21 protein-coding genes are annotated in these 20,043 nt (G+C 71.7%); 14 read left to right on the top strand and 7 right to left on the bottom strand.

The window, feature by feature from the left end; all coding sequences use genetic code 11:
- Positions 1-14 precede the first annotated feature (14 nt).
- Positions 15-1,208, top strand: coding sequence for an L-dopachrome tautomerase-related protein (locus ASF27_RS15465; RefSeq protein WP_056361444.1), 1,194 nt, complete (start codon positions 15-17; stop codon positions 1,206-1,208).
- A 51-nt stretch (positions 1,209-1,259) separates the two neighbouring features.
- Here ASF27_RS15465 and ASF27_RS15460 read toward each other — a convergent pair whose 3' ends face one another.
- From ASF27_RS15460 to ccmA, 4 genes are all read right to left on the bottom strand, one after another.
- Positions 1,260-1,625, bottom strand: coding sequence for a cytochrome c family protein (locus ASF27_RS15460; protein WP_056361441.1), 366 nt, complete (start codon positions 1,623-1,625; stop codon positions 1,260-1,262).
- 252 nt (positions 1,626-1,877) lie between these two features.
- On the bottom strand, positions 1,878-2,735 hold the full coding sequence (locus tag ASF27_RS15455; protein ID WP_056261514.1) for an SDR family oxidoreductase: 858 nt from the start codon (positions 2,733-2,735) through the stop codon (positions 1,878-1,880).
- A 128-nt stretch (positions 2,736-2,863) separates the two neighbouring features.
- Positions 2,864-3,529 carry a heme exporter protein CcmB gene (gene ccmB, locus ASF27_RS15450; RefSeq protein WP_200918861.1) on the bottom strand — a complete coding sequence of 222 codons (666 nt, stop codon included), beginning with the start codon at positions 3,527-3,529 and terminating at the stop codon, positions 2,864-2,866.
- Positions 3,529-4,212 (bottom strand): heme ABC exporter ATP-binding protein CcmA, encoded by a 684-nt coding sequence (gene ccmA, locus ASF27_RS15445; protein ID WP_056361438.1) that lies wholly within the window; start codon positions 4,210-4,212, stop codon positions 3,529-3,531. Before ccmA ends, ccmB begins: the two co-directional genes overlap by 1 nt.
- Before the next feature lie 317 nt (positions 4,213-4,529).
- Between ccmA and ASF27_RS21710 the strand changes: the two genes are divergently transcribed.
- The 4 genes from ASF27_RS21710 (at position 4,530) to ASF27_RS15430 (ending at position 8,308) form a co-directional block, all read left to right on the top strand.
- Entirely contained in the window at positions 4,530-4,808 is a 279-nt protein-coding gene (locus ASF27_RS21710; protein ID WP_082479206.1) for a DUF4258 domain-containing protein, read from the top strand.
- A 22-nt stretch (positions 4,809-4,830) separates the two neighbouring features.
- Complete coding sequence (locus tag ASF27_RS15440) at positions 4,831-4,989, top strand: DUF2283 domain-containing protein (RefSeq protein WP_244473010.1); 159 nt, start codon at positions 4,831-4,833, stop codon at positions 4,987-4,989.
- 251 nt (positions 4,990-5,240) lie between these two features.
- Complete coding sequence (gene acnA / locus ASF27_RS15435) at positions 5,241-7,946, top strand: aconitate hydratase AcnA (RefSeq protein ID WP_056361636.1); 2,706 nt, start codon at positions 5,241-5,243, stop codon at positions 7,944-7,946.
- Positions 7,947-8,128: 182 nt separating this feature from the next.
- Positions 8,129-8,308 (top strand): DUF1508 domain-containing protein, encoded by a 180-nt coding sequence (locus ASF27_RS15430; RefSeq protein ID WP_244473869.1) that lies wholly within the window; start codon positions 8,129-8,131, stop codon positions 8,306-8,308.
- Positions 8,309-8,462: 154 nt separating this feature from the next.
- On the opposite strand, the gene ASF27_RS15425 is transcribed toward ASF27_RS15430, so the two are convergent.
- The gene (locus tag ASF27_RS15425) at positions 8,463-9,569 is read right to left on the bottom strand and encodes an AI-2E family transporter (RefSeq protein WP_082479204.1); all 1,107 of its coding nucleotides are present in this window, start codon (positions 9,567-9,569) and stop codon (positions 8,463-8,465) included.
- 310 nt (positions 9,570-9,879) lie between these two features.
- Here ASF27_RS15425 and ASF27_RS15420 point away from each other — a divergent pair, with 310 nt between their 5' ends.
- From ASF27_RS15420 to ASF27_RS22390, 8 genes are all read left to right on the top strand, one after another.
- Positions 9,880-10,182 carry an acyl carrier protein gene (locus ASF27_RS15420; protein ID WP_056361436.1) on the top strand — a complete coding sequence of 101 codons (303 nt, stop codon included), beginning with the start codon at positions 9,880-9,882 and terminating at the stop codon, positions 10,180-10,182.
- Between the two features lie 23 nt (positions 10,183-10,205).
- Entirely contained in the window at positions 10,206-10,691 is a 486-nt protein-coding gene (locus ASF27_RS15415; RefSeq protein ID WP_056361433.1) for a 3-hydroxyacyl-ACP dehydratase FabZ family protein, read from the top strand.
- Positions 10,688-11,818 (top strand): beta-ketoacyl-ACP synthase, encoded by a 1,131-nt coding sequence (locus ASF27_RS15410; protein ID WP_056361431.1) that lies wholly within the window; start codon positions 10,688-10,690, stop codon positions 11,816-11,818. Before ASF27_RS15415 ends, ASF27_RS15410 begins: the two co-directional genes overlap by 4 nt.
- Before the next feature lie 320 nt (positions 11,819-12,138).
- Complete coding sequence (locus ASF27_RS15405; protein ID WP_056361427.1) at positions 12,139-13,422, top strand: beta-ketoacyl-ACP synthase; 1,284 nt, start codon at positions 12,139-12,141, stop codon at positions 13,420-13,422.
- The gene (locus ASF27_RS15400) at positions 13,419-14,171 is read left to right on the top strand and encodes an SDR family oxidoreductase (protein ID WP_056261495.1); all 753 of its coding nucleotides are present in this window, start codon (positions 13,419-13,421) and stop codon (positions 14,169-14,171) included. The genes ASF27_RS15405 and ASF27_RS15400 overlap by 4 nt, the downstream gene beginning before the upstream one ends.
- Before the next feature lie 8 nt (positions 14,172-14,179).
- Positions 14,180-14,452 carry an SH3 domain-containing protein gene (locus ASF27_RS15395; protein WP_056261492.1) on the top strand — a complete coding sequence of 91 codons (273 nt, stop codon included), beginning with the start codon at positions 14,180-14,182 and terminating at the stop codon, positions 14,450-14,452.
- 108 nt (positions 14,453-14,560) lie between these two features.
- A complete protein-coding gene (locus ASF27_RS15390; RefSeq protein ID WP_056361425.1) occupies positions 14,561-15,721 on the top strand; it encodes a transglycosylase SLT domain-containing protein in 1,161 nt (386 codons plus the stop codon).
- Positions 15,718-17,634 (top strand): DUF2336 domain-containing protein, encoded by a 1,917-nt coding sequence (locus ASF27_RS22390; protein ID WP_056361423.1) that lies wholly within the window; start codon positions 15,718-15,720, stop codon positions 17,632-17,634. The genes ASF27_RS15390 and ASF27_RS22390 overlap by 4 nt, the downstream gene beginning before the upstream one ends.
- Before the next feature lie 24 nt (positions 17,635-17,658).
- Here ASF27_RS22390 and ASF27_RS15380 read toward each other — a convergent pair whose 3' ends face one another.
- Complete coding sequence (locus ASF27_RS15380; protein WP_056261485.1) at positions 17,659-18,429, bottom strand: NAD kinase; 771 nt, start codon at positions 18,427-18,429, stop codon at positions 17,659-17,661.
- Between the two features lie 122 nt (positions 18,430-18,551).
- Here ASF27_RS15380 and cutA point away from each other — a divergent pair, with 122 nt between their 5' ends.
- Positions 18,552-18,887: a divalent-cation tolerance protein CutA gene (gene cutA / locus ASF27_RS15375; RefSeq protein ID WP_056175303.1), complete on the top strand. Its 336-nt coding sequence runs from the start codon at positions 18,552-18,554 to the stop codon at positions 18,885-18,887.
- On the opposite strand, the gene ASF27_RS15370 is transcribed toward cutA, so the two are convergent.
- Positions 18,866-19,972 carry a glycosyltransferase family 2 protein gene (locus ASF27_RS15370; protein ID WP_082479219.1) on the bottom strand — a complete coding sequence of 369 codons (1,107 nt, stop codon included), beginning with the start codon at positions 19,970-19,972 and terminating at the stop codon, positions 18,866-18,868. The genes cutA and ASF27_RS15370 overlap by 22 nt on opposite strands.
- Positions 19,973-20,043: the final 71 nt, after the last annotated feature.

Raw genomic sequence — 20,043 nt, 5'->3', positions numbered from 1 at the left:
ACCCGAGACCCATCATGACCCTCGCCCGACGCGACCTCCTCGCCGCCGGCCTCACCGGGGCCGCTCTGCTGTCCGCCTCCGGTGCGACGGCGAAATCCGAATCCGGCGCTCACGAGTCAAAAACCGGTGGCGTGACGACGGACCGGACGCCCGCGGGCCTCGAACTCGCCTTCGTGGCCGATGCGCCCTCGACGCCGACGGGCCTCGCCATCGCGCGCGGTGGCCGCGCCTTCATCATGATGCCGCGCTTCGACGCCAAGGTGCCCTACACCGTGGGCGAGGTCCTGCCCGGCGGGGCCGTGCGGCCCTATCCCGATCTGGAAACCAACCAGCCCGATCCGGAGAAGGCGCAGACACGCTTCTTCCACGTCCCCAACGGCGTGTTCGACCGGGACGACACCCTGTGGCTCCTCGATGCCGGACTGCCGGACGGCTCGGGGCCGCCGGTGAAGGGCGGCGCCAAGCTGGTGCAGATGGACATCGTCGGCAACCGCATCCTGCGGGTGGTGCCGCTGGAATCCGGCATCGCCCCGACTTCGTCCCTCAACGACCTGCGCATCGACATCCGCGACGGGTACGCCCGCGCCTACATCACCGACCAGGGCCAGGACGGGGAGGGCGCGCTCCTCGCCGTCGACCTCGCCACCGGGCGGGTGGTGCGGCGCCTGCACGGGCACGCCAGCACCAAGTCGCAGAAGGGGCTGACGAAGTTCGTCGAGGGGCGCGCCGTTGTCCAGCGCAAGGGCGATGCCCCGCCCCGTCCGGTCCAGGGCGGCGCCAACGGCATCGCGCTCTCCCCCGACGGGCGGCGCCTGTACTACGCCCCCCTCATCGGCCGGCACCTCTACGCCGTCGACACCGCCGCCCTGCTCGACCCGCAGGTCACCGATGCCGGGGTGGCGGCCGGGGTCGACGATCTCGGCGAGAAGGGCATGACCGGCGGCCTGACCACGGATTCGAAGGACCGGGTGTACCTCGCCCTGCAGGAATTCAACGCGGTGGGCCGGCGCAGCCCCGACGGGACCGTCGAGATCCTGGCCGCCGACCCGCGCCTGATCTGGGCCGACACGTTCTGGATCACCCCCGACCGCTGGCTCCACATCTCGGCCGCCCAGGTGAACCGCCGGCCGGAATACAACAACGGCACCGATCGGCAGGCGCCGCCCTACGCGATCCTGAAGATCCGGATCGACGCCGACCCGGCGTGAGGGGAGACGCCGGCTCCTTCCCGGCCATCGGGGGTGGAGCCGGCAGGGGATCTACTTCAGGGTCTTGAGGTAGGCGACGACGTCGTTGATCTTCTTGTCGTCGGAATAGCCGGCGAAGACCATCTTCGTTCCAGGCACCTTGGCCTTGGGATTCTTCAGCCACTCGTGCAGATTGGCGTCGTCCCAGGTGATCTCCGAGCCCTTGAGGGCGGCGGAGTAGTTGTAGCCCTCGTAGGTTCCGGCGGCGCGGCCGACGACACCGACGAGATTGGGGCCGACCCCGTTCTTGCCGGCCTGATGGCAGGCCTTGCAGGGGGCGAACGCCTTCTCGCCCGCCGCGGCGTCACCCATGTCCTGCGCATGCGCGCCGAGCGAGAGCGCAAGTGTCAGGACCGTGCCGAGAACGATTGGCTTCATGGTTTCCCCCATCGCGATGGATAGGAACTCCTAACTATGGCGCGGGACGACCGGACGTAGGGCCGGCTATCGGCCCGCGACACCTTGTCGACTCCCAGGCGGGATTAGACGAGGTGCCGGGATCGTGTCGCCTCTCCGATCATGGACGGCCCGGCCGTCCGGACGGCGCACCGGGCGATTTCCGCCTGCCCCGATGTCCGGACCGCCCGGCCACGACCGGCTCCGGAGCGATAGAGGCCTCGCAGAAAACCCTCAGAGGGTGACCATGCCGCCCGTCACGGCGATCATGGCGCCGCTCATGTAGCTACCCTCGTCGGAGGCGAGGAGCACGTAGGCGCCCGCGAGTTCCGCCGGCTGGCCGGGGCGTCCGGCGGGGGTCATCGAGCCGAACTTTTCCACCTGCTCGGTGTACATGGTCGAGGGGATCAGGGGCGTCCAGATCGGCCCCGGCAGCACCGCGTTGGCGCGGATGCCGCGCGCACCCAGGATCCGGGCGAGGTTGGCGGTCATGTTGGTGATGGCCGCTTTGGTGGACGAGTAGGCGAGCTGCTGCTCCACGGGGGTCTTGGCGTTCACCGAAGCGGTGTTGATGATCGACGCCCCGGCCTTGAGGTGCGGCGAGGCGGCCTTGAGGATGTAGAACATCGCGTGGACGTTGACGGCGTAGTGCCGGTCCCAATCGGCAATCTCGATCTCCTCGAGGGTGTCGGCGAGTTTCTGGAACGCGGCGTTGTTTACTACGATGTCGAGGCGGCCGAGCTCGGAAACGGTTTTGTCGACCAGGGCCGCGCAATGGCGGTGGTCGGCGACATCGCCCGGCAGCAGAACCACGCGGCGGCCGGCGCGCTCGACCCAGGCGGCGGTGTCCCGGGCGTCGTCGTGCTCGTCGAGGTAGCTGAGCGCGATGTCGGCGCCTTCGCGGGCATACGCGATGGCGACCGCCCGGCCGATGCCGCTGTCGCCCCCCGTGATGAGCGCGACCTTTCCGGTGAGCTTGCCCGACCCCCGGTAGCTCTCCTCGCCGTGATCCGGCTTGGGGGTCATCTCGGCGGACCGGCCCGGATAGGGAATCGGCGGCTGCGGGAAGGGGGGCTTCGGGTAATCGACCATGCGGGCTCTCGTCGCTCGGGGCCCCGGGGGGCCGTCCACGGGACAAGCGCCCTGCCCCGGCCTGGTTCGCGGGGCCGAAGGTCACACCAATCCACGTTACACGAGCGACGGCTGTCTCGGCGCTGCGCTCACTCGCTCCAGCGGAGCGCTGCGGCGGAGGCCAGGGTCCCGACGACGCCGGCGATGAGGCTGAGGGCGGCGAGGATGGCCAGCGGCGTCGTGAACGGCACCGTGCCGCCGAGCGCCGCCTCGCTCGCCGAGACGCCGAAGATCAGGGTCGGGATCATCAGGGGCAGCACCAGGACGGCGAGGATGAGGCCGCCCCGCCGGATCGAGGCCGTCAGGGCCGAGCCGACGGCGCCGATGAAGGTCAGGGCCGGGGTGCCGACGAGCAGGGTCAGGCTGGTGGCCGCCATGGCCGTGCCGTCGAGCGCCACGAGGAGGCCGAACAGGGGGGCGGCGAGCGCGAGGGGCAGGCCGGTGGTGAGCCAGTGGGCCAGCACCTTGGCGAGCACCACGAGTTCCATGGGCACGGGCGCGCCGGTCATCAGGTCGAGGGAGCCGTCCTCCTCGTCGGCCTGGAACAGGCGGTCGAGGCCGATGAGGGTGGCGAGCACGGCGGCCAGCCACAGGATGGCCGGCCCGATCCGCGACAGCAGGTTGAGGTCGGGCCCCAGCGCGAACGGCACCACGGCGACGATCATCAGGAAGAACACGAGGGAGAGCGCCCCCGAGCCGCCGACCCGGGCGGCGAGCGCGAGGTCGCGGGCGACGAGGGCCTTCAGGGCGCGCATCACCACCACACGTCTCCGGTCGCAGCGTCGGACGGCGTCGCCGCCGCCTCGCTCCTGGCCGCTTCGCTCCTGGCCGCCTCGCTCCTGGCCGCCTCGATGCGCAGTTCGCGCGCGCCCTCCAGGCCCAGCGCCTGGTGGGTCGCCGCGATGACGAGGCCGCCCGTCGCCCGGTGGCGCGCCATCATGCCGGCGAGCACGGCCTGCGAGGCGACGTCGAGGGCCGCCGTCGGCTCGTCGAGGAGCCACAGCGGCCGCCGGCAGACGAGGAGGCGGGCCAGCGCCACCCGGCGGCGCTGGCCGGCCGACAGGTAGGCCACCGGTAGCCGCAACGCGTGGCCGAGGCCGAGTTCCTCCAGGGCCGCGCGCGGGCTCGCGGTGGGCGCGCCCAGGAGATCGCGGGCGAAGGCGAGGTTCTCTTCCGCCGTCAGCGGGCTCTTCAGGCCGTCGCGGTGGCCGACCACGTGCAGGCACTCGGGCAGGGTCGCCTCGCCGACCTCGTGCACGGTGAGCGTCCCCGATTCGGGCTTGAGGCGACCGGCCAGCACGGCGAGCAGGGTCGACTTGCCCGCACCGTTGCGGCCGGTGACCATCAGGGCCTCGCCCGCGCCGAGCGTGAACGACACGTCCGAAAAGATGCGGCGGCCGGAGCGGCGGACGGCGAGGGTCTGGGCGGTCAGCCGCACGGGGGGTCCTGGATCATGAGCCTCGTCGAACCGGCCACGGAACGATGTCGCGCCAGTCGCCGATCCGGTCCATGCGACAAATTCAGAGCCTCGCACCGCTCGGCACCCCGCCCATCGCACGCGGATCGTTCAGTGGCGAGACCCCATGCGCGGAAAGGTCGTCAGACCCTCGCCGCCTGCGTCGGCCCTTCGTGTCTGCGATCCGCCTTCGCCCGCCCACCCACAACCGAAACGTGCTTTTGCCGAGAATCCGTTGTGGAGCGTGAACGATTGGGCTTTCCTCGACCGAGGCGCGCGATCGTTCACACACGGGTGTCATGCCTGCTCCGACCATCACCTACGCCCAACACGCACGGGACCAGATCGCCCTGCGTGCCCTGGATGAGGCTTGGGTGGAGCGGACGATCCTGACCCCGGATGCCGTGGAGCCCGATCCTTTGCATCCGGATCGACGGCGGGCCTTCCGCGCATTGCCCGAACGGGACGGCCGCGTGCTTCGCGTCGTTTATGTGATACGCTCGGCCTCAACCTTTCACGTGATCACAGCATCCCTCGATCGTGGGCGGGGGCCCGGCACGCATGAAATCCCGGTATGACCGTGAGGCGGACGCACTCTACGTGCAGCTCGCCGACGCCACGATCGTTGGGAGCGAGGAAGTGCGTCCGGGCATCATGCTCGATTTCGATGCCGCCGGACGTGTCGTCGGGATCGAGATCCTCGACGCTTCCGAACACGTGGCCGAAGGCGCGGATTTCGCGCACCTCGCCGCGGCGTAGCCCCCTCCCGGCGACGACAGACCCACCGCTCTGTCAGCCCACCGGTAGCGGCCAGTTTCGAAGTGTTCTATACGGGCGTCAGGCTGCGCCGCGCGAGTCTCAGGGCGTCCAAACCGTCCTTCGCGCAACAACCTGTCCGGGCACCCCCGGAGCGGCGCGCGCATTCCAGCGCACCCAGCCGAGCACAGCTTTCGTGGCGCAGGTTATGCCTGCGCGTGTTCGACCAACCGCTCGCGAGGATCATCAACGCCGTGGCATCGCTCGACAGCTTCCAGTCCCGCCAGACCCTCACCGTCGGGGACAAGTCCTACACCTACTACTCGATTCCCCATGCCGAGAAGGCGGGCCTGGCCGACGCCACCGCCCTGCCGTTCTCCATGAAGGTGATCCTCGAGAACCTGCTGCGGTTCGAGGACAACCGTTCGGTGAAGAAGGACGACATCTCCGCCACCGTCGCGTGGCTGGGCAACCTCGGCAAGACCGAGACCGAGATCGCCTTCCGGCCCGCCCGCGTGCTGATGCAGGACTTCACCGGCGTGCCCGCCGTGGTGGATCTCGCCGCCATGCGCGACGCCATGGTGGCGCTGGGCGGCGACCCCCAGAAGATCAACCCCCTGGTGCCCGTCGACCTCGTCATCGACCACTCGGTCATCGTCGACGAGTTCGGCACCCCCAAGGCTCTCGCCGACAACGTGGCGCTGGAATACTCGCGCAACGGCGAGCGCTACACCTTCCTGAAGTGGGGCCAGTCGGCCTTCGACAATTTTTCGGTGGTCCCGCCCGGCACCGGCATCTGCCACCAGGTGAACCTGGAATACCTGTCGCAGACGGTCTGGACGAAGCAGGGCGACGGCGATTCCTTCCCGGTCGCATACCCGGACAGCCTCGTCGGCACAGATTCGCACACCACCATGGTCAACGGCCTCGCGGTGCTGGGCTGGGGCGTCGGCGGCATCGAGGCCGAGGCCGCCATGCTGGGCCAGCCCCTGTCGATGCTGATCCCCGAGGTCGTCGGCTTCAAGCTGTCGGGCAAGCTCCCCGAGGGCACCACCGCCACCGACCTCGTGCTCACGGTCACGCAGATGCTGCGCAAGAAGGGCGTGGTCGGCAAGTTCGTGGAGTTCTACGGCCCCGGCCTCGACGACATGGCGGTGGCCGACCGCGCCACCATCTCCAACATGGCCCCCGAATACGGCGCCACCTGCGGCTTCTTCCCCATCGACCGGAAGACCATCGACTTCCTCACCGTCACCAGCCGCACGGACGAGCGCATCGCCCTGGTCGAGGCCTACGCCAAGGCGCAGGGGATGTGGCGCGACGCCCAGACCCCGGACCCGGTGTTCACCGACACCCTGGAGCTCGACATGAGCGACGTGCGTCCGTCGCTGGCCGGCCCCAAGCGCCCGCAGGACCGGGTGCTCCTCGATGCGGCCAAACCCGGTTTCGCCGGCTCCATGGAGACGGAGTTCAAGCGCGCCGCCGACATCGCCACGCGCTACCCGGTGGAGGGCGCCAACTTCGACATCGGCCACGGCGACGTGGTCATCGCCGCCATCACGAGCTGCACCAACACCTCGAACCCGAGCGTGATGATCGGCGCGGGCCTCCTCGCCCGCAACGCCGTGGCCAAGGGCCTGCGCTCGAAGCCCTGGGTGAAGACCTCGCTGGCCCCCGGCTCCCAGGTGGTGGCCGAGTACCTCGAGAGCGCCGGCCTGCAGCAGCCGCTGGACGCGCTGGGCTTCAACCTCGTCGGCTTCGGCTGCACCACCTGTATCGGCAATTCCGGGCCGCTGCCGGCGCCGATCTCGAAGGCCATCAACGACAACGACGTGGTGGCCGCCGCCGTGCTCTCGGGCAACCGCAACTTCGAGGGCCGGGTGAACCCCGACGTCCGGGCGAACTACCTCGCCTCGCCGCCCCTCGTGGTCGCCTATGCGCTCGCCGGCTCCATGCAGATCGATCTCGCCACCGAGCCCCTGGGCACCGGGTCGGACGGCCAGCCGGTCTACCTCCGGGACATCTGGCCCTCGACGGCGGAGGTCGCGGAGTTCATCGAGGCCAACATCACCTCGGCCCTGTTCAAGTCGCGCTACGCCGACGTGTTCGGTGGCGACGATTACTGGAAGGCCGTCGAGGTCACCGAGGCCGAGACCTTCAAGTGGGATTCGACCTCCACCTACGTGCAGAACCCGCCCTATTTCGAGGGCATGACCAAGACCCCGGCCCCCGTCGAGGACGTGGTCGACGCCCGCATCCTTGGCCTGTTCCTCGATTCCATCACCACCGACCACATCTCGCCGGCGGGCAACATCCGGGCGAACTCGCCGGCGGGCGCCTACCTGCAGGAGCATCAGGTCCGGGTGCAGGACTTCAACCAGTACGGCACCCGGCGCGGCAACCACGAAGTCATGATGCGCGGCACCTTCGCCAACATCCGCATCAAGAACCAGATGGTCCGCGACGAGGCCGGCACCGTGGTCGAGGGCGGCTGGACCCTGTTCCAGCCCTCCGGCGAGCGGATGTTCATCTACGACGCGGCGCAGAAGTATCAGGCCGAGGGCACGCCCCTGGTGGTGTTCGCCGGCAAGGAATACGGCACCGGCTCGTCGCGCGACTGGGCGGCGAAGGGCACCAAGCTGCTGGGCGTCCGCGCCGTGGTGGCCGAGAGCTTCGAGCGCATCCACCGCTCGAACCTCGTCGGCATGGGCATCGTGCCCCTGGTGTTCCAGGGCGACACGAGCTGGGAGACCCTCGGCCTCAAGGGCGACGAGACCGTGACGATCCTCGGCCTCTCGGGCGACCTCAAACCGCGCCAGACCCTGGTGGCCCAGATCACCGCCGCCGACGGCACCAAGCGCGACGTCCCGCTGACCTGCCGGATCGATACCCTCGACGAGCTCGAGTATTATCGGAATGGCGGGATTCTGCCGTACGTACTGCGCTCGCTCGCGGCGTAGGATCGGCAAGCCCTCCGATGAACGAAGGCCCCGCCCGCAAGGACGGGGCCTTTTTCGTTTCGGCCCCCTTGAATGCAGTCGATCAGGTAAACAAATCCATCATTAATCCAACCTAGAGTTGGCTGGCAACAGGGCGTCGAGAGACTTCGGCGCCCGTGATGATGGAGGAACCAATGAGCGGCGTGACCTATCCCTGTTACAAGCTGAAGCAGGACACCAGGGGCCAGTGGTACTGGGTCTACTACGCCAAGAACGGCGAGGAGATCTCGAAGAGCAGTGAGAGCTACGTCGCGAAGTCCGATTGCGAGCACGGCATCGCGCTCAACAAGGCGTCCACTAACGCCCCGGTGTTCCTCGTCTAAGGCGAAGCCCCACCAACCCGTCCTCCAGGGCAGGCACGGGCTTCGCCTGTCTTGGGGGAGGGCACCAGAATGCGGGGTCGATCCGAGATCATTCCTCGCCGCGACGGTGCAGCCGCTCGGGATGAAAAGAACGAACAGGAGGCGTCGGAGGACTTCAGGCCGCCTGCGCGTCTCCGCCCGTGAACTCCCGCCACAGCAGGATCAGCGCCGCCATCACGGCCGGGCCGAGGAACAGCCCCAGCAGCCCGAAGGTCTCGACGCCGCCCAAGATTCCCAGCAGCACCCAGAGGAACGGCAGCTGCGTCGTGCCGCCGATGAGGGCGGGGCGGACGAAGTGATCGGCCGCGAAGGTGACGACGAAGCCCGCCACCACCACCACCGCCGCCGGAACCACCGAGCCGGCGGCGAGGAGCACCAGGGCGGCGGCGCCGAAGACCAGGGGCGCGCCGAACGGGATCATGGCCGCCACCGCGGTCAGCGCGCCGAGCAGCACCGGGTGCGGCACGCCGGCGAAATAGTAGACGATCCCCAGAACCACGCCCACGCCGAGGCCGACGAGGACGAGGCCGTCCACGGTGCCGTGGACCGACGCCACCATCTGGCGGGCGACCCGCTCGCCGCGCGGGCCGAACAGGCGGGCGCTCGCCGTGAGCACCTGGGCGGTCACGAGCTTCCCGTCCCGGAACAGAAAGAACAGGGCGACGAGGCTGAAGCCGAACAGCACGCTGCGCCGGACGATCTGCGCCCCGAGGCTGCGCGACAGGCCCAGCGCGGTGGACTTGTCGAGGTGGTGCAGGAGGTCGGCGCCCGCCTGCGGATGGCTGAGGTTCGCCGCCCACCACGCACTCGCCTGTGCGCCGAAGGGAACGCGCGAAAGAACCTCCGGCACCGGCAGGCCGGTCTGTTCGGCCGAACGCGCCAGGGCGACGACGTCGTGCGCCTCGCGTGCCGCCTCGATGCCGAGCACCACCAGGGGCAGGAGGAACACCAGGGCGACCCCCAGGGTGAACAGGCTCGGCAGCAGCAGGTTGTGCCGTCCCGGCGGCCAGCGCCGCTCGGCCCGGGCGTAGAGGGGCCACAGGGCGATGGCGAGGATCACCGCCCAGGCCAGGGCCGGCAGGAACGGGTGCAGCACCCAGAGCCCGAGGGCGGCGAGACCCACCACGAGAAGGATGCGGGCGACGCCCTGCGCCCGCGGCGTCAGGGCACCGGGCGGAGGGGGAGCCGGCGCCGGATCGGCGGTGCGAGGGGGAAGGGGCATGGATGGGAAAGCCTCGGAGGACGGCGGCGCCCGCGGCGGACGGCCGAGCCCTCATCTAGGCCGCCGACGCCGTGTGCGGAATGACCCCGCGCTCACGATCCGGAGGCCGCCCCGGGCAAGCGGCACGGTTGCCCGGTCTACCCCCCTCGTGTAAGGGACCGCCTTCATCTTTCGGGGACGGCGCGCGGCGTCGTCCGGCAGGGCATGCTGCGCGACCGGGGGCACCGGGCATCATGGGCCGGCCTTGAGGTCCGCCCCACGTCGGCGCGGAACGGGGCGGCGGGATATCCAGCAAACACGGCGAGAACGCATGTCCGACCTGACCCAGACCGCCACCTTCGACCGCGTCGCGGAAATCATCGCCGACACCGCCGACATCCCGCGCGACACCATCACGCCGGAGAGCCACGCCATCGACGATCTCGGCATCGACAGCCTCGCCTTCCTCGACATCGCCTTCGCGGTGGACAAGGCCTTCGGGATCAAGCTGCCCCTCGAGCGCTGGACCCAGGAGGTCAACGAGGGCAAGGTCCCGGCCGAGGAATACTTCGTCCTCAAGAACCTCTGCGCCCGCATCGACGCCCTCGTGGCCGAGAAGGCCGCCAAGGCTTGAAGACGCCCGGGCGGGGCTAAGCCATGCGGCTCGAATATTTCGAGATGATCGACGCGGTCACGGTCCTCGACCGGGCCGCCGGCCGGATCGAGGCCGTGGCCCGGGTGCCCCTGGAGAGCCCGGTCTTCGAGGGGCACTTCCCCGGCCACCCCCTGGTGCCGGGCGTGCTGCTCACCGAGACCATGGCGCAGGCCTCGGGCTACCTCATCCTGGCCCATCTCGACTTCCGCCAGATGCCGTTCCTCATGGGCGTGGACAAGGCGCGGTTCCGCGCCTTCGTCGGGCCCGGCGCCGAGCTCGCCGTGGAGGCGAGCCTGGAGCATGACGGCTCGGGCTACGCCGTGACCAAGGCGGCCATCCGGCACGACGGCAAGCCGCTCTGCAACGCCGAACTGCGCTTCCGCACCATGCCGTTCCCCGACGGCCTCGACGCGCCCATGCGGGCGCGGGCGCAGCGGATCGGCCTCCTGGCTCTCGCGGGGCTCACGACGGAACCGGAGCCAGCATGAACGACGTCGTCGTCACCGGCCTCGGTCTCGTCTCCTGCGCGGGCGAGGGCATCGCGGCCCATCTCGACGCCCTGGACGCCGGCGCCCCGGCCCGCACGGACACCGAGCGCTTCGCCCCCTACACGGTCCATCCCGTGGCGCCGCTGGCGCTGGACGGGCAGATCCCGAAAAAATCCGACCAGCGCCAGATGGAGCCGTGGCAGCGCCTCGGCGTCTATGCCGCCGGCCTCGCCCTCGACTCCGCCGGGCTGAAGGACGACGCGGCCCTGAAGGGCGCCATGCACCTCGTCGTGGCCTGCGGCGGCGGCGAGCGCGACACGGAGGTGGACGGCGCGATCCTCTCGGGCCTGCGCGACGCCGCGGACCCGGGCGCCTACCTCAACGAGCGCCTGCTCAACGACCTGCGCCCGACCCTGTTCCTCGCCCAGCTCTCGAACCTGCTCGCCGGCAACATCGCCATCGTCCACGGGGTCACGGGCGCGTCCCGCACCTTCATGGGCGAGGAGGCCGCCGGCACCGATGCCCTGCGCATCGCCCAGGCCCGCATCGCCTCGGGCCAGGTCGACTGCATGCTCGTGGGCGGCTCCTACAGCGCCGAGCGGCCGGACGTGATGGTGGTCCACGAGATGGGCGGATACCTGCGCGCCAAACCCTTCCGCCCGGTGTTCTCCCGAGAGAGCGAAGGGGAGGGCGGGTTCATCCTCGGCAGCGGCGCCGCCTTCCTGGTCCTCGAATCCGCCGACCACGCCCGCGCCCGCGGCGCGAAGGCGCTCGCCCGGCTCATGCCGGTTCGCAGCGACCGCACCCTCCGCGCGCCCGGCGCCACGGCGCGGAGCGTCGAGACCCTGTGGCGCGACGCCGGATTCGAGGCCCCCGACCACGTCCTCTCCGGCGCCACGGGCGTCGACGGGATCACGGCGGAGGAGGGCGCGGCCCTCGGCCGCCTCGCGCCCGGTATCCCCGTGACGGCGCTCGGCGACATCACCGGCCACACGCTCGAAGTGACGGCGCCCTTCGGCGCGGCCCTGGCGGCCGGGCTGGTGGCGCAGGGTCGGGCCCGCGAGGTCGCCGTCACCACCATCGGCCACCGCCGCGGCGAGGGCGTACTCCGCGTCTGTGCGGCCTGATGGACGGCACTGGGATTTCACCCGAGTGGCTGCCAGGGTTCAGAGTTCTCTCGGGCAGCGCAGGTCCCCTCTCCTGGAAGGAGAGGGACAGGGTGAGGTGTGTGACCCTTTCGGAGTGTTCGCACACCTCAACCCAACCTTCTCCTTTCAGGAGAGGGAGCCCCGTTGCGCATCGCCCCTTGAAGCCGGGTGCCGTCCGTAACCCGCTGCCCCGACGACGGCGAGAACGCGACATGCGTTCGGATTCGGTAGGTCACGTGGGGGAGAGCGGTACCCCGGCCCCAGGCCCCAAGATCCGTGAAACGGTGTAGAACGGCGCGATGACGAACGCTTCCTTTCGCGACAGCAAGGGCCGCCCCCTGGTGGCGGTCACGGGCCTCGGCATCGTGACGTCCCTCGGCCAGGGCCAGGCCGACAATTGGGCGGCCCTCACCGCCGGGCGCTCGGGCATCCACACCATCGCGCGCTTCCCCACGGAGGGCCTGCGCACCCGCATCGCCGGCACCGTCGATTTCCTCGACACCGATCCGCTCGTCGCCCCCGCCCTGTCGCAGCGCTTCGCCGAAGCCGCCGCCGAGGAGGCCGTCGCGCAATCCGGACTCGGTCCGAAGGGCGACTTTCCCGGTGCGCTGTTCATCGCCGTGCCGCCCGTCGAGATGGAATGGCCCCAGCGCCGGGCCATGGCGGTGGCGTCGGGCCAGGACGGGCCGATCACCTACGCCGACCTCCAGCGCGCCGCCGCCAGCCGCCGCTTCGACGCGTGGCACGACCTCTTCATCTTCGGCACCGTGGCGGAGAACATCGCCGACCGGTTCGGCACCCGGGGCTCGCCCATCTCGCTCTCCACCGCCTGCTCTTCGGGGGCCACCGCGATCCAGCTCGGCGTCGAGGCGATCCGCCGGAGCGAGGTGACGGCGGCCCTGTGCATCGGCACCGACGGCTCGGTGAACCCCGAATCCCTGATCCGCTTCTCCCTGCTCTCCGCCCTTTCCACCCAGAACGACCCGCCGGAGGGCGCCTCGAAGCCGTTCTCGAAGAACCGCGACGGCTTCGTCATGGGCGAGGGCGCCGGCGCCCTGGTGCTGGAGGACGCCGAATCCGCGCGGGCGCGGGGGGCAAAGATCCTCGGCTACGTCCTCGGCTGCGGCGAGAAGGGCGACGGCTTCCACCGCACCCGCTCCAGCCCCGACGGCGCGCCCGGCATCGCGGCGATCCGCGCGGCCCTCGACGATGCCGGTGTCGGCCCCGACGCCATCGACACCGTCAACGCCCACGGCACCTCGACGCCGGAGAACGACAAGATGGAGGCCATGGGCTGCGCCGCCGTGTTCGGGGCGCGCATCGGCCGCCTGCCGATCTCGTCAAACAAGTCGATGATCGGCCACACCCTGACGGCGGCCGGGGCCATCGAGGCCGTGGTCTCGCTCCTCACGATCACGCACGGCCGCATCCCGCCGACCATCAACTACCTGGTGCCGGACCCGGCGATCCCGCTGGACGTGGTCGCCACCGCCCGCGACGCGCGGGTGTCCCGCGTGCTCTCGAACTCCTTCGGCTTCGGCGGGCAGAACACCTGCCTCGTGCTCGGGGACGAGCCCGCATGAGCACCCGCATCCTCGTCACCGGCGGCGCGTCCGGCCTCGGCGCCGCCCTGGTGCGGGCGCTCGTCGGCGCCGGCCACGACGTCGCCTTCACCTACCGCTCGTCGGCGCCCGCCGCCGAGGCCCTGGTGGCCGAGCTGGCGGCCGCCCATCCCGACCGCGCGGTAACGGCCCACGCCCTCGATCTCGCCGACCGCGACGCCCTCGAGGCGTTCTGCGCGGATCACGAGGAGACGGGCTTCTACGGCCTCGTCCACAATGCCGGGCAATCCTCCGACGCGCTGGCGGCCATGCTCGATCAGGACCGGGCGGAAGCCGCCATGCAGGTGAATTTCTGGTCCCTGACGCGGCTGGCCAAATCCCTGGTGCGCGGCATGATCCGGGCGCGCTCGGGCCGCATCGTCGCCATCGGCTCGGTGGCGGCGCTGCGGGCGAACCCCGGCAACGCCGCCTACGCGGCGAGCAAGGGCGCGCTCATCGCCTATTGCCGGACGCTTGCCATCGAATCGGCCAAGCGCGGCGTGACCGTGAACGTCATCGCGCCGGGCTTCATCGACACCGGCATGATGGCCCCCTACGCCGCCCACCGCGCCGGCATGGAGCGCCAGATCCCCGCCGGGCGCTTCGCCCGTCCGGAGGAGGTGGCGGCGCTCGCCGTCTTCCTCATGGGGGCGGGGGCCGCCTACGTCACCGGCGCGGTCCTGCCCGTCGATGGCGGCCTGACGGCGATGATGGGCGTGCACCGCTCCTGAAGCCCGCCATGCGCCTGCCCCTCATGCTGATCGCCCTGGTCCTGGCGGGACCCGCCCACGCCGTGGAGGCCTTCCGGGTCGACGGCCTGCCGCGGGGCGAGGGCCTGACGATCCGCGAGACGCCGGACGCCGCCGCCCCGTCCCTCGGGCAGGTGCCGGCCGGCGCGCGCCTGCGCGGCTTCGGTTGCACCAGCGACACCCCGAGCGGCCTGACCTGGTGCCGGGTCAAGGCCGGCCCACTCCTGGGCTGGGCGCGCCGACGCTACCTTGCGCCGGATTGAACAATGTCCCGGCCGCGACCCCTTTAAGCTTCCTTTACCATAGTTGAGCAAAGTCCGACCCGAAGGACAGGCCGCCACCACGGCGCCGTGCCTTCAGCCGGACGGCGCATGTTCCTGTTCACCACGCCCCCCGCCACCGCCCGCGACACCGGCTCCGCCCGGGATGCGGGCACGCGCGCGGCGTCGGGCACGGCCTCGGGCGCAGGTTCGGCCGTCGTCGAGGCGATCCGGGACGGGGCGCAGAGCTCCGGGGTGGGCTTCGACTACCTCCTGGCGACGGCCCAGCGCGAATCCGCCCTCAATCCCACGGCCAAGGCCGGGACCTCCTCGGCCACGGGCCTGTTCCAGTTCATCGAGCAGACCTGGCTCGGCACCATGAAGAACGCCGGGCCGAAGCTCGGCCTCCAGACCTACGCCGACGCCATCACGACGCGCCCCGACGGCACCTACACGGTGGCCGACCCGGACGCACGCCAGACCATCCTCGATCTGCGCCGCGACCCCAAGACCGCCGCGACCCTGGCGGGCGCCCTGACCCAGCGCAACGGCGAGGCCCTGACGGCGGCTTTGGGCCGCGAACCCACGGGGGGCGACCTCTACGCCGCCCACGTCCTCGGGGCCCGCGGGGCCGCCGCCCTCATCAACACCGCCCAGGCCAGCCCGGCCCGCGTCGCCGCCCTCGACATGCCGGAGGCGGCCGCCGCCAACCGCAACCTGTTCTACGACAAGACCGGTCGGGCACGGGGAGCCGCCGAACTCTACGCACTCCTGTCGACGGCCCGCACCACGGCGGGTCCCGTGGGCGCGTCTGCGGCCCAGGCGGGCGGATCGGCGCCTGCGAGCCCCATCGTGCTGCCCGAGGCTCCCACCGCCTACGCCTCCCTCGACGGGGGCCTGCGCTCCCTGTTCCAGACCGACAAGCGCCAGGGCGCCATCTCGGAGGGGGTGGCCAAGCTCTGGCAAGGCAGAGCCGCGTCGGAGCAGGGCCGGGCCGTCACCGACGGCCGACCCGCGCCGACCTACTTCCCGCGCTCGGACGGCACGGCGGACACCGTCCTGCCCGCGACTGCACCGGCGCCGACGGCGGCGGCGGCCCCCACGGCGGTCTCCGCCACCCAGGCGGAGCAGACCTCGACGCCCGCATCCGGCCCCGCCCTCGTGGACGCGCCGCTGCCGCCGCGGCGGCCGGCCGAGTTCACCACCGCCTCGGTCGCCCGGACCGGCGCCCCCCTCGATTCCTCCCTCTTCACCGCCCGGAGCGGCCCATGATCATCCGCCAGTTCCTCGCCCTGACGCAGCACGCCTCGGCCGCGCGCCGGGCGGAGGCGGCCGGCGCCCTGGTGCGGGCCACCCTGCACGGCGGCCTCGCCCCCGATACGGCGGGCGAGACCGAGGCCACGATCCTCGCGCTCCTCGACGATCCCGCCCCCATGGTGCGCCGGGCGCTGGCCGAAGCCTGCGCGGCGAGCGCCACCGCGCCGCGCTCCCTCGTGGTGGCCCTGGCCGGGGACCTGCCGGACATCGCCGGCATCGTCCTCAGGCGCTCCCCCGTCCTCACGGATGCCGACCTCGTCGACGGCGTCGCCATCGGCGGCGAGGCCACGCGCCGGGCCATCGCCGAGCGGCGCGACCTGTCGCACGCGGTGGCGGGCGCCATGGCGGAGATCGCCGGCCCCGTCGCCCTCACGGCCCTGGTGGGCAACCACAGCGCCGGCGTCACCACCGGAAGCCTCCTGCGCCTCGTCGCCCGCCACGGCGACGACGCGGCCTTGCGCGAGGCGGTGCTGGCGCGGCCCCACCTTCCCCTCGAAGTCCGCCAGGCCTGCACGGACCGGGTCGCCGAATCCCTGGCGCGCCTCGCCGTGGCGTCGGGCTGGCTGACGCCCGCCCGGGGCGAGCGGGCCGGCCGCGAGGCGCGCGAGCGCGCGACCCTGGCCTTCAGCGTCGGTGCCCACCCCATCGATCTCGCCCGCCTCGTCGCCCACCTGCGCCGGCACGGCCAGCTCAACGCCGGCCTGATCCTGCGGGCGATCCTGTCGGGCCACATGCCGTTCGCCGAGACGGCCCTTGCCGACCTCGCCGGCCTCCCGGCGGGACGGGTCGCGGGCCTCATGCACGAGGGGGCCAACGCCGCCTACGCTGCCCTCCACCGCAAGGCCGGCCTGCCCGAGCCCCTGCTGCCGGCCTTCTCCGCCGCCCTCTCGGCCTGGCGCGAGGCCGGCCGGGGCGAGACCGCCGCCCACGGCGCCGCCCTGTCGCGCCTGATGATCGAGCGGGCCCTCACCGCCTGCGAGAGCATGCCCTTCGCCGAGGCCCAGGGCGTGATGGCGCTGCTCGCCCGCTTCGAGGCGGAAGCGGCCCGCGACGCCGCGCGTACGCGGACCCGGACGATGACCGAGCGCGCGGCCCTGGCGCCCCCGGCGGCGACGGATTTCCCCGAGGCGCGGATCTTCGGCATGCCGGCGTTCGACGGGCTCCTCTCCGACCCGCAGGATTTCGACACGACGGACGTCGACGCGCAGCCCCTCGACCTGCGGGCGGTCGAGTCGGAAATCCTCGACGCCGAGTGGCGCGAGGCGCAGCAGCAGGTCCCGCCCGTTCCGCAGCACGCGGCCGCCATGAGCCGGATGCTTCGGGAGACCGCCGAGATCACCGGCCACCGGGAGCCCCCCGCGGCCGCGGTCGACCCTTCGGAGACCGCGCCGCGCCCGGAGACGCAGCCCACCTGGGGGAGGCCGACGGCCTCGGAGCAGCACGCGCCCCTGGACCTCGGGGACATGGCCCTCGCGGATTCGAACGACGCGGACTCGGAGCTTGGGGACTCGGAGCTTGCGGATCTGCCGGAGGCGCCCGAAGCCCCGGAGAGCCGCGAAGCCCCGCCGGCCCTCGGGCCCATCGCCGACGGCGACGCCGCGTCCGCCTCGACCGACATCCCGGACGCCGTCGCGGCCGAGGACGCGCCCGTCGCGTCCCGGAGCGATCCCGTCGGCCTCATCCTCGAAGCCCTGCCGCGCGCGATCCTGGCGCAGTTCCAAGAGGACCGGGCGGAAAAGCAGCGGGCGGCCGAGCGTGCGGACGAGGCCGCCCGCGCCGCCACCGTCGCGGATATCCTCGACACGATCCCGAACGCCCTGGTGGCGAGCTACCGCGCCGACCGGGAGCGCGTCCGCCTCGCGGCCTGAGGCGTCGGCCGACCGTCCGAGGCGTCAGCCGAACTGCTCGCGCAGGATCCGCTCGTCGAGGCTGTGGCCGGGGTCGTGCAGGAGCACGAGGTTGGTGGCGTGGTCGAGCCAAGTCTCCACGGTGGCGACCCGGCGAAACTCCGTGTGGTCGGCCACCGCCGCCACGGGCCGGTGCTCGGCGTCGAGCACCTCGATGAAGATGCGGGCGTGATCGGGCAGGAGGGCCCCGTGCCAGCGGCGCGGGCGGAAGGACGAGATCGGCGTCAGCGCCAGCAGGCGGGCGTTGAGGGGAAGGATCGGGCCGCCCACGGACAGGTTGTAGGCGGTGGAGCCGGCCGGCGTCGCCGCCAGAACCCCGTCGGCGATGAGTTCGGGCAGGCGCACGTGGCCGTCGACGGAGATCCGCAGCTTCGCCGTCTGATGGGTCTGGCGCAGCATGTAGACTTCGTTGAGGGCCCGCGCCCGGTGTCGGCGCCCCTCCGTGTCCACGGCCTCCATGAGCAGCGGATGGATGCGGCTGCGCTTGGTGTTCTCCAGCCGTTCGAGGAGGTCCTCCTCGCGGTACTCGTTCATGAGGAAGCCGACGGTGCCGCGGTTCATGCCGTAGATCGGCGTGCCGGCATCCATGAAGCGATGGAGCGCCTGGAGCATGAGGCCGTCGCCGCCTAGCGCCACCACCACGTCCGCCTCCTCGGGCGGCACGTGGTCGTAGCGGCGCATCAGGGCGTCGGCCGCTTGGCGCGCATCCGGCGTCGGGCTCGCGATGAACGCGATCGTGTTGAAACGCCGCGACATGAACCCTCGTCCGCCCTGTTGACCCAACCACGCTCGGCGTCGCATCGCGCCACGGGACGCGCCGGTGGCCGGCACACCCGCCGCTGCGCGATCACGAGACCCATCGCTGGAGGACCCATAGCATGGAGCGTCCACTCCTCGTCTACACCACCTTCCCGGATGCCGAGATGGCGCTCGCCGTCGGCGAGGCCCTGGTGCGCCTGCGTTTGGCGGCCTGCGTCAACGTGCTGCCGGGGATGCGCTCGGTCTATGCCTGGAAGGGCGCGGTGGAGCGGGCCGACGAGGTGGTGGCCCTGATCAAGAGCCGCGAGGCCCTGGCCGAGCCGCTCAGTGCCGCCCTCAAGGAACGCCACCCCTACGAGACGCCGATCATCCTACATCTTCCGGTGGTGGGCGCCGACCCGGACACGGCGGCGTGGATCGCCGAAGAGACGGATCAGGCCCCGTTCAGCGGATAGCTCCGGCCCTTCCACACGGCGGCGCCGGCAGCCTTGCGGCGCAGGAGCACGTTCCACTGGATCGCCAGGGCGACGGCGACGGCGACGGGATGCAGCGGGATCGTCACGAGGGGCTCGCGCATGGCGCGCGTGATCGCGGCGCGCGTGCCGAGGGAGAGCAGGAAGGCGACGAGCGCGAGGGCCGCCGCCCCGGGCGCGACGAGGCCGAAGCCGAACAGGACCAGCAGCAGCACCGGCAGGATGTGGGCGGTGAACAGCAGCCCGGTCCAGACGGGCAAGGCGCGCGGCGTCGCCATGCCCTCGTGGGCGTTCTTCGAGAAGCCGGCCCAGCACTCGCGCCAGGTCCGGTACATCCGGCAGGTGGCGAGCGCGTGCCCGGCCACGAGATCGGTGCGGTGGCCCGCCCCGCGCAAGGTGCGGGCCAGCAGCACGCCGTCGTGGAGGAAGCCCCGGATGGCGCCGTGCCCGCCGGTGGCGGCGTAGACCGACCGGTCGACGAGGACGAGCTGGCCGCAGGCCGCCCCGAGGGACGCGCGGAGGGAGGCGCGCATCATCGGCACCGGCAGGTAGCCCACGAGGAGGAAGCCGATCATCGGCACCGTGAGCCATTCGCCGAGCGTCCCCATGCGCTGACGCGGCACCGCGCTGACGAGGGCGGACTCCGTGCGGACGGCGTAGGCGGCCAGCGCCGCCGCCGCCGCCGGCGCAAGGGTCACGTCGGCATCGATGAACAGCAGGTGCGCCCCGCGCGCCGCCCCGGCCAGCACCGCGCAGGCGTGGTTCTTCCCCGTCCAGCCCTCGGGCAGGGGCGGGATCTCCACGAGGTACAGACGCGGGTCGGTGGCGGCGATGTCCCGCACGATGGCGGCGGTGGGGTCGGTGGAATGGTCGTCGCCCACCAGCACCTCGATGGCGACGCCCATGCTGGCGAGCGCCGCCCGCACGGTGTGGGCGATGGTGGCGGCCTCGTCCCGGGCCGGGATGAGGATCGACACGCGGGGCGCTTCGTTGTCAGCGCCCGGCTGATGGGATTCAGACGTCGGCGATGGGGCGCCGTGAGCCGCGACCGCCCCCCTCTCCTGCAAGGAGAGGGCTGGGGTGAGGTGTGGGACATCTCCGGACAATCCACACACCTCACCCTGTCCCTCTCCTGGAA

Origin of the sequence: Methylobacterium sp. Leaf102 (assembly GCF_001422425.1) — a bacterium.
GTDB lineage: Bacteria > Pseudomonadota > Alphaproteobacteria > Rhizobiales > Beijerinckiaceae > Methylobacterium.
The sequence above is the reverse complement of the archived record's forward strand: the minus strand, read 5'-3'. Positions and strand labels throughout refer to the sequence as shown.

Bases quoted from the DNA above. Each gene is read 5' to 3' on its own strand.
- ASF27_RS22390 (WP_056361423.1), top strand. From the start codon at position 15,718: ATGATCATCCGCCAGTTCCTCGCCCTGACGCAGCACGCCTCGGCCGCG.
- ASF27_RS15415 (WP_056361433.1), top strand. From the start codon at position 10,206: ATGCGGCTCGAATATTTCGAGATGATCGACGCGGTCACGGTCCTCGAC.
- ccmB (WP_200918861.1), bottom strand. From the start codon at position 3,529: ATGCGCGCCCTGAAGGCCCTCGTCGCCCGCGACCTCGCGCTCGCCGCC.
- ASF27_RS15400 (WP_056261495.1), top strand. From the start codon at position 13,419: ATGAGCACCCGCATCCTCGTCACCGGCGGCGCGTCCGGCCTCGGCGCC.
- ASF27_RS15390 (WP_056361425.1), top strand. From the start codon at position 14,561: ATGTTCCTGTTCACCACGCCCCCCGCCACCGCCCGCGACACCGGCTCC.
- ASF27_RS15410 (WP_056361431.1), top strand. From the start codon at position 10,688: ATGAACGACGTCGTCGTCACCGGCCTCGGTCTCGTCTCCTGCGCGGGC.
- ASF27_RS21710 (WP_082479206.1), top strand. From the start codon at position 4,530: ATGCCTGCTCCGACCATCACCTACGCCCAACACGCACGGGACCAGATC.
- ASF27_RS15420 (WP_056361436.1), top strand. From the start codon at position 9,880: ATGTCCGACCTGACCCAGACCGCCACCTTCGACCGCGTCGCGGAAATC.
- ASF27_RS15405 (WP_056361427.1), top strand. From the start codon at position 12,139: ATGACGAACGCTTCCTTTCGCGACAGCAAGGGCCGCCCCCTGGTGGCG.
- ASF27_RS15460 (WP_056361441.1), bottom strand. From the start codon at position 1,625: ATGAAGCCAATCGTTCTCGGCACGGTCCTGACACTTGCGCTCTCGCTC.
- ASF27_RS15465 (WP_056361444.1), top strand. From the start codon at position 15: ATGACCCTCGCCCGACGCGACCTCCTCGCCGCCGGCCTCACCGGGGCC.
- cutA (WP_056175303.1), top strand. From the start codon at position 18,552: ATGGAGCGTCCACTCCTCGTCTACACCACCTTCCCGGATGCCGAGATG.
- ASF27_RS15380 (WP_056261485.1), bottom strand. From the start codon at position 18,429: ATGTCGCGGCGTTTCAACACGATCGCGTTCATCGCGAGCCCGACGCCG.
- ASF27_RS15425 (WP_082479204.1), bottom strand. From the start codon at position 9,569: ATGCCCCTTCCCCCTCGCACCGCCGATCCGGCGCCGGCTCCCCCTCCG.
- ASF27_RS15455 (WP_056261514.1), bottom strand. From the start codon at position 2,735: ATGGTCGATTACCCGAAGCCCCCCTTCCCGCAGCCGCCGATTCCCTAT.
- ASF27_RS15395 (WP_056261492.1), top strand. From the start codon at position 14,180: ATGCGCCTGCCCCTCATGCTGATCGCCCTGGTCCTGGCGGGACCCGCC.